Raw genomic sequence first — 6,506 nt, forward strand, 5'->3', positions numbered from 1 at the left:
GGCAACCGCAAACCTAACGACGGTCGAGCACCAGCACCCGCGCTCCCAGCACGGCAAATACCGACACCGCCGCCGTGACCCCGAGGTCTCCGCCGATCCCCGCCAATCGCGGAGCGAAGCTGAAGCTCAGCAGGGCGAACAGCAGACCCATCGCCAGCAGCAGGGGCACCGGGCGCGGGGCGAGCTGCTCTGGAGCTGTCATGCCGACAAAACTGGCACCCAGCCAGGCATCACTCAGGGGCACCGGCTCCAGCTGGAGGGCAGCTGGCAGAGCCCCCAGCAGGATGGCCAGCAGCATCGAGGGCAGGGCCGAGCCGAGCACCACACCCAGGCCCAAGCGGTAGCTGAGGGCGTGGGTCACCAGCGGAGACAGCAGTGACAGGATCAGCACCAAGCTGCGCTCGACGGCAGTGAAGGGATGCAGGCTGGCGCCCGAGCCCATCGCGCCAGCAGCCACGGCCAGGCCCATGACGCCAACCACCCCCAGGAATGCGGTGGTGCCGAGCTTGCCGCCGATGCCGCTCCAGCTGTCGCTCAGAACCGACAACACCAGCCCAGCTAGGCCCCCTGCCAGAACAACCCAGGCCGGATGGCCCAGCACCAGCTGGGAGGTCATGCCGGCAAAGGCTCCGCAATACACCGGGGCTGCCACCCCTTGCCAGCGGTGCCTGGATCGGCCTGCAGCCTCCAGCGCTCCACCGGCCACCCCAACCAGGGCGGTGGCCAGCACCACCGAGGCAGAGGCGCCGCGCGTCAGGGCCAGCACCCCGAGGGCGGCCAGGGCCGCCAGGGCCACTGCTGGCCACTGAACCCTGCCGGCAGGGCCATGGCCGGCATGCCGCAGAAAACCAACCAGCACCAACACGCCCAGCAGAGCCCACACCAGCAGCAGCGCCACGGGCGCCCCCAGAACAAAGCCATCCAGATAGAAGACGAGCAGCACTCCGGCCATCAGCAAGGCGTGGGGCCTGGTCATGGCGGGGGGAACGCAAACCCGTCGATTCTGCGTGGCCCACCGTCCCCGCACCTTCAACAGCCACCCATGCACCATCAGCAGCCACCCCAGCACCAGCCGCGGGCAGCCGGTACAACTTGAGAACCATTATCATTCAACAAACTTTGGGCCTGGCTGGTCTGTCTCTGTGACGCACCGATCGCACACGCCACTCCGCCTCACCGTTGCTCTGGCGCTGCCTCTGGCCGGGGCTCTGGCCCTGGCCGGCTGCGGATCCACCCCACCCGCCGAAGTGATCGCCGGCGATGGCGTGCTCTGTGACATCACCCAGCGCCTAGCCGCAGACGACCTGCGGGTGCGCTGCCTGCTGCAACCGGGAGATGACCCGCACCAGTTCCGGCTGACACCGCAGCAGAGCCGCGACCTCAGCCAGGCCCAGCTGGTGCTAATCAATGGGTATGGCCTCACCCCCTCCTTGGCCGAGCAGAGCAAGGCGGTGGCGGTGGCCGAGCGGGCCGTCCCGGGGAGCCCCGAACTCAAAGTGCTGCAGGACAGCCAAGGCGACCACCAGGAGGAAGGGCACGCCGCTGGCCACGCCCACGCCGATCTCCACGATCACGGCGATCGGGATCCCCACGTGTGGCACGACCCCGGCCAGGCCAGCGCCATGGTGCAGCTGGTGGCCAAGCAGCTCGAGCAGCTCAAACCCGCTGCCAGCCCCCGCATCACCGCCCGGGCCAGGGCGATGACGACCGTGCTCGGCCAGCTCGACCGCTGGAACCGCCAACAGTTTTCCACCATCCCCGTGGCCCGGCCCCTGGCCAGCGGGCACCGCGCCTTCGCCAGCCTGGCGCGGGCCTACGGGCTCCAGGAGCTGCCCCTTGTCGACTCCATGAGCAGCAGCGACAACCTGCGGCCCCAGGCCTTCCAGGCCGTGGTGCAGCAGCTCAAGCAGGAGCAGGTTCCGATGCTGTTCAGCGAACAACTGCCGCCCAGCAAGGCACTGCAGCGCATCAGCGCCCTCAGCGGCGTTCCCCTTTCAGCCGAGCCCTTGGTGGCCGACGGCCTGGCTCCAGCGGGCGATGGCTCCGCCAGCAGCCTGGTGGCCACCCTCAGCGCCAACACCTGCCTGATCGTGAACGGCCTTCAGGGCCGCTGTGACCGGGCCAGCCAACAGGCCCTGATCCAAAGCTGGCAGGCGATTCACTGAAACAAGGGGACAACAAGGGCGGAAGCGTGGATCGCGACCGGATCGCGACTTGATCAAAACATGAATGAGAACCGTTATCATTCCTGGAGCGTCCCTCGTGGCGGCCTCCACAAGCCTGGGTAATCAACGGAATGGCATCGATCCGACAACTAATGGCTGCACCGGCAGTCCTGGGCCTGCTGACGCCTAACGCGGCTGCAGCAGCCGAGCTCAACCTTGAGCGCGTCAACCATTACGCGCGCAGCCAGGAGCAAGTCACCAGCATCAGCCAATTCACCGATCTGCGCCCGAGCGACTGGGCGTACCAGGCCCTCAGCAACTTGGTCGAGCGTTACGGCTGCGTGGCCGGCTACCCCAACGGCACCTTCAGAGGTGGGCAGGCCATGACCCGCTTTGAGGCCGCCGCCCTGCTTAACGCCTGTCTCGATCGCGTCACTGAAGTCACCGACGAGCTCAAGCGCCTGATGGCGGAGTTCGAGAAGGAACTCGCCATCCTCAAGGGCCGCGTCGATGGCCTCGAGGCCAAGGCTGGGGAACTGGAAGCCAGTCAGTTCTCCACCACCACCAAGCTCTCCGGCCTGGCCACCTTTGTGGTGGGTGGGGTGAGCAACAACCCCGCCGGTGAGCAGGTCACGTTCAACTACGACCTGCAGCTCAACCTCGACACCAGCTTCAGCGGCAAGGATCTGCTGCGCACGGTGCTGCGGGCTGGCAACTTCGATGGCGATCGCAATGCCTTCGGTGGCGGCCTCTCCACCCTGGAGATCGCCTTCCAGGAGGAGGGCGGCCCCGACATGGTGGGCATCGACAAGCTCTTCTACCAGTTCCCGCTTGGGCAGTCTCCGATCGGTGGTCAGTTCACCGCCACGATCGGCGGCCGGGTGGGCCAGGAGGACATGCTCGCCCTCTGGCCCAGCGCCTATCCCAGCGACACCATCCTCAACGTGCTCACCCTCAATGGGGCGCCACTGGCCTACAACAAAAACCTCGGCCCCGGTTTTGGCCTCTGGTGGCAAGACAACGGCTGGAGTGTGAGCGCTAACTACGTGGCGGCCAACGGGGCCGATTCCTCCCAGGGCCTATTCAGCAGCACTTCAGCAGGCACCAGCACCGTGCAGCTGGGCTACGGCCAGGAAAACTGGGGCCTCGCAGCGATCTACTCCTATATAGATGCAGGCGTGGGTGTGCCGGGTGCCACCCCCTTCATCACCACCCAGATCGAAGAGAACGACGTCAACACCAATGCCTTTGGCATCAGCGGCTTCTGGCAGCCGGCCAAGAGCGGCTGGATCCCCTCGCTCAGCGCTGGTTACGGCGTCAACGGCAGCTCCGGCTCAGACCTGCGCACCAGCCAGTCGTGGATGGTGGGCCTGCAATGGAGCGATGTGCTGGCTGAGGGCAACAGCTTTGGCATGGGGGTGGGCCAACCCGCCTTTGCAACCGCCACCCGCAATGGGGCTGCCAGCGAATCCGGCGTATGGGCTTGGGAGTGGTGGTATCAGTGGCAGCTCACCGACGCCATCTCCGTGACCCCGGCAATCTTCGTGCTCAACAACCCTGGCGGGAATGGGGGCGGGGCCAATCAATTCGGTGCCCTGATCAAAACCAGCTTCCAGTTCTGAGCCGAGCCAACCCCTGCCCAATGGATTGCGGCAACGGGTTCCTAGTGTCATCACAGCCAAGCCATGCCCCACTCCATGACCGCCAGTGCCACCCCCACGGGCCTGCCCGTGACAATCCTCACCGGCTTTCTGGGGGCGGGTAAGACCACCCTGCTCAACCACATTCTCAGCAATCAGCAGGGGGTCAAAACCGCCGTGCTGGTCAATGAATTCGGTGAAATCGGCATCGACAACGACCTGATTGTTGCCACCGGCGAAGACATGGTGGAGCTGAGCAACGGCTGCATCTGCTGCTCAATCAACGGCGAACTGCTCGAGGCGGTGTATCGCATCCTGGAGCGCCCCGATCCGGTGGACTATCTGGTGGTGGAGACCACCGGCCTGGCCGATCCCCTGCCGGTGGCCATGACCTTCCTCGGCAGCGACCTGCGAGATACCACCAGGCTCGACTCGATCATCACCCTGGTAGACGCCGAGAACTTCAGCGACGAGCTGCTGGAGGGTGAAGTGGCCCGGGCCCAGATCGTTTACAGCGACATGCTGTTGCTAAACAAATGCGACTTGGTAGCTGAGGAGCGGCTGGCTGCCCTGGAGGCCCAGTTGCGGGAGATCAAGACCGATGCCCGCATCCTGCGCTCGGTGAAGGGCGAAGTGCCCCTGCCGCTACTGCTCAGCGTGGGACTGTTCGAAAGCGACAAAATTGTTGCCCAGCAGCAGCTCAGCGCCGAGCCAGACCACAGCTCCTGCGATCACGACCACGGCCACTGCGAACACGAGCACCACGATCACAAGCACGATCACCACGACCACAATCACCACAACCACAATCACGCCGATCACCCCGACCACGCCGCCATCGAGGGATTCACCTCGTTGTCGTTTGCGGCGGAGGGGCCCTTCGCCCTACGCAAGTTTCAGAACTTTCTCGACAACCAGCTGCCAGCCGAAGTGTTTCGCGCCAAGGGGATCCTCTGGTTCAACGAAAGTGAGCGCCGCCATGTGTTCCACCTGGCTGGCAAGCGCTTCTCGATCGACGATTCCGACTGGCCAGAGGGCTCAGGACGCAAGAACCAGATCGTGCTGATCGGTAAAAATCTCGACCACGCCCTGTTGCGCCGGCAACTGCAGGTGTGCGTTGCCAAAGATTCCGGCAAGGGCTTCGCTTGAACGGGATACTGACTCAGAGGATTCAGCCAGTTTCATGATGTCCACCACCCTGCGCCAACTGGCCCCGGCCGCCGCCGCTGGCTTGGCCCTCAGCTTGTTGTCGACCCTGCCAGCAGGTGCCCATGGCTTGGCAGGCGCTGGCCTGGCCGCAGGAGCAAGCCACCCGCTGCTTGGGCTAGACCACTTGCTGTTACTGCTTGGCGTTGGCGGCGCTGCCGCCTTGGCAGGCCCATCCCTATTGCTGGTGGCCCTGGCTGCAGCGATTTCTGGCGGCTTGTATGGGGCCTTAGGGGGCAACCTGCCAGGAGCTGAGGTGTTAGCAGCCTTGATGGTGTCTGGTCTTGGCCTAGCGCTGGCTGCACGCCAGGGCCAGCTGCTGGCCGTAGTGCTGGCAGGAGGAGTGGCTATTCACGCCATGCTGCATGGCCAGGAAGCCACAGGCAGCAGCACAGACCTGCTGGGCTGGTGGCTAGGGGCGAGTCTCAGCTCAGCGGCCGTGGTGGGTGCAAGTTTCGCCGTGATTCGCCAACTAGCCCCCAGCTGGGGGCGGCGCTTGGCAGGTGCTCTCTGCATCGGCGGAGCGCTGCTAGCACTTGCGCAGTTGGCGTGAGAACCGTCCTAAGCGGACACTTTTGTTACACAAGCACCTTGCTGAGCTAGCTACGCTTATCAAAGCGAAATTAAACGCCATGGCCGAGCTAATCCTTTTCTCCGGCGTTTTCGCCTTGTTTGGCTTGGCTTTTTGGCTCGCCACTGATTCAGATGATGACAACGGTGGTGGTGGCCTGATGCAGCCCGTGCTGGTCCCAGTGCGCGTCAGGCAAAACCGGTGATATTGATCACATCATTCTGAATCAATAGTCTTCACGCCCACCGACTCAATCAAATAGAAGTATGGCTTGTTGAGTCCCCAGTGGACATCAACAAACTTCTGTTGTGAGGAGTCCATGAATCAGTTACATCGCCTATTGCTGGCCCCTGCAATTTTTGGCGTAGTTTTGCCAGCCTTGGCCGCCCCAGACACCGCCTTGGCCAATGAAATCTCGTCGCTGAATGGCAGGGAGGCAATCAATGACTACATGGAGCAACAAGAAATTGACGAGCTCAAGGCTTGGCGCTCGCGCAACCAGGTCACCAGCGTCAACCAATTTTCCGACGTAAGGCCTACCGACTGGGCATACCAAGCACTTACCAACTTGGTTGAAAAGTACGGCTGCGTGGCCGGCTATCCCAATGGCACCTACAAAGGTGGCCAGGCCATGACCCGCTTCGAAGCGGCGGCCCTCTTAAATGCCTGCCTCGACCGTGTCACCGAAGTGACCGACGAGCTGCAGAGGTTGATGGAAGAATTCAAGAAGGAACTAGCTGTGCTGAAGGGCCGCGTCGACGGACTTGAGGCCAAGGTGGGCAGCCTGGAAGCCCAGCAGTTCTCCACCACCACCAAGCTCAAAGGCGAGGTGAACTTCATCCTGGGTGGAGTACCCGACTACAACTCGGACACGAGGGTTGGAACTCCTCCCGTTACTGTTGGTAAGCAGGATCGCGCCACCTT

General features: G+C 63.5%; 6 protein-coding genes. 5 read left to right on the forward strand and 1 reads right to left on the reverse strand.

What is annotated here, in order from left to right:
• Window positions 1-13 precede the first annotated feature (13 nt).
• Window positions 14-976, reverse strand: a complete 963-nt coding sequence (locus KBY74_RS05245) for a hypothetical protein (protein ID WP_254941794.1) — start codon at window positions 974-976, stop codon at window positions 14-16.
• A 166-nt stretch (window positions 977-1,142) separates the two neighbouring features.
• Here KBY74_RS05245 and KBY74_RS05250 point away from each other — a divergent pair, with 166 nt between their 5' ends.
• From KBY74_RS05250 to KBY74_RS05270, 5 genes are all read left to right on the forward strand, one after another.
• Window positions 1,143-2,165 carry a metal ABC transporter substrate-binding protein gene (locus tag KBY74_RS05250; protein WP_254941795.1) on the forward strand — a complete coding sequence of 341 codons (1,023 nt, stop codon included), beginning with the start codon at window positions 1,143-1,145 and terminating at the stop codon, window positions 2,163-2,165.
• A gap of 152 nt (window positions 2,166-2,317) precedes the next feature.
• Window positions 2,318-3,787 carry an iron uptake porin gene (locus KBY74_RS05255; RefSeq protein ID WP_254941796.1) on the forward strand — a complete coding sequence of 490 codons (1,470 nt, stop codon included), beginning with the start codon at window positions 2,318-2,320 and terminating at the stop codon, window positions 3,785-3,787.
• A 75-nt stretch (window positions 3,788-3,862) separates the two neighbouring features.
• Window positions 3,863-4,954 (forward strand): CobW family GTP-binding protein, encoded by a 1,092-nt coding sequence (locus KBY74_RS05260; protein ID WP_396123095.1) that lies wholly within the window; start codon window positions 3,863-3,865, stop codon window positions 4,952-4,954.
• 34 nt (window positions 4,955-4,988) lie between these two features.
• Window positions 4,989-5,564: a HupE/UreJ family protein gene (locus tag KBY74_RS05265; protein WP_254941798.1), complete on the forward strand. Its 576-nt coding sequence runs from the start codon at window positions 4,989-4,991 to the stop codon at window positions 5,562-5,564.
• Between the two features lie 337 nt (window positions 5,565-5,901).
• Window positions 5,902-6,506: iron uptake porin (locus KBY74_RS05270; protein WP_254941799.1), on the forward strand; the 605-nt coding region annotated here is incomplete at its 3' end.

Source organism: Cyanobium sp. A1C-AMD (assembly GCF_024346495.1).
Taxonomy (GTDB): domain Bacteria; phylum Cyanobacteriota; class Cyanobacteriia; order PCC-6307; family Cyanobiaceae; genus Cyanobium_A; species Cyanobium_A usitatum.

Bases quoted from the DNA above. Each gene is read 5' to 3' on its own strand.
- KBY74_RS05265 (WP_254941798.1), top strand. From the start codon at position 4,989: ATGATGTCCACCACCCTGCGCCAACTGGCCCCGGCCGCCGCCGCTGGC.
- KBY74_RS05255 (WP_254941796.1), top strand. From the start codon at position 2,318: ATGGCTGCACCGGCAGTCCTGGGCCTGCTGACGCCTAACGCGGCTGCA.
- KBY74_RS05245 (WP_254941794.1), bottom strand. From the start codon at position 976: ATGACCAGGCCCCACGCCTTGCTGATGGCCGGAGTGCTGCTCGTCTTC.
- KBY74_RS05260 (WP_396123095.1), top strand. From the start codon at position 3,863: ATGACCGCCAGTGCCACCCCCACGGGCCTGCCCGTGACAATCCTCACC.